1 protein-coding gene is annotated in these 760 nt (G+C 71.2%); it reads left to right on the forward strand.

Annotation, left to right across the window (positions count from 1 at the left end):
• Positions 1-32: 32 nt before the first annotated feature.
• The coding region (locus CCN37_RS38350) for a tetratricopeptide repeat protein (protein ID WP_086830266.1) at positions 33-760 on the forward strand (728 nt) is incomplete at its 3' end.

Consider the following 760-nt stretch of genomic DNA (forward strand, 5'->3'; position numbering starts at 1 on the left):
CTCCAGGCCCGTACAGCAGTACGGTGAAGGGCATGCGCCCTGACACGCCTGCCGCCCACACCACCGAAGCCGAGCGTCTGCTGCGCACCGCAGCGCAGTACCCGGGAGACCGGGAGCCCCTCTACCTCCAGGCCGCGGCCCACCGGGAACTGGCGGGAGACCGCGAGGGCGCGACGGCCCTGTACGACGAACTCCTCTCCGGGGAGCCCGCGAACCCGCACCTGATCAGGGCGCTGAAGGCGGCGAACCTGTGGGAGTACGGCCACGAGGCCGAGGCGCGGGCGATCATCGACGGCATCCGGCGGACGAAGCCGTCGGACGCGACGGCCTGGGAGATCACCGCGGAAACACTGGAAGCACACGACGAACTGGAAGCGGCGGAGTCGGCCCTCACGGAAGCGGCAACCCTCCTGGCGGGTCCGGAAGACCTCCCCCACGCAACCCAATCGCTCCTGATCACCCGCCACCGAATCCGCCGCATGCTGGCCCGGGACCACGACGCCTGGGACGTCCGGGCGGACCGCCTGCACACGGGCACGGTGGGCCTTGACGAACTCCACGACCCGAAGCGCCTGTGGTCGCTGGGCTCCTCGGACCCGGCGGAACTCCAGGCGGAGATCACCCGCCTCCGCTCGGAACTGGGCACCTACCGCACGGCCCTCTCCCGCCCCTTCCCGGTCGCGGTCCTCCACTGGCCGGAACGGGAACTGGACGAGCTCCTGGCGGCGTACCCGGAACTGGAGGCGGAGTACCCCACGTA

It is taken from the genome of Allokutzneria sp. NRRL B-24872 (assembly GCF_002155965.1).
Taxonomy (GTDB): Bacteria; Actinomycetota; Actinomycetes; order Mycobacteriales; family Pseudonocardiaceae; genus Allokutzneria.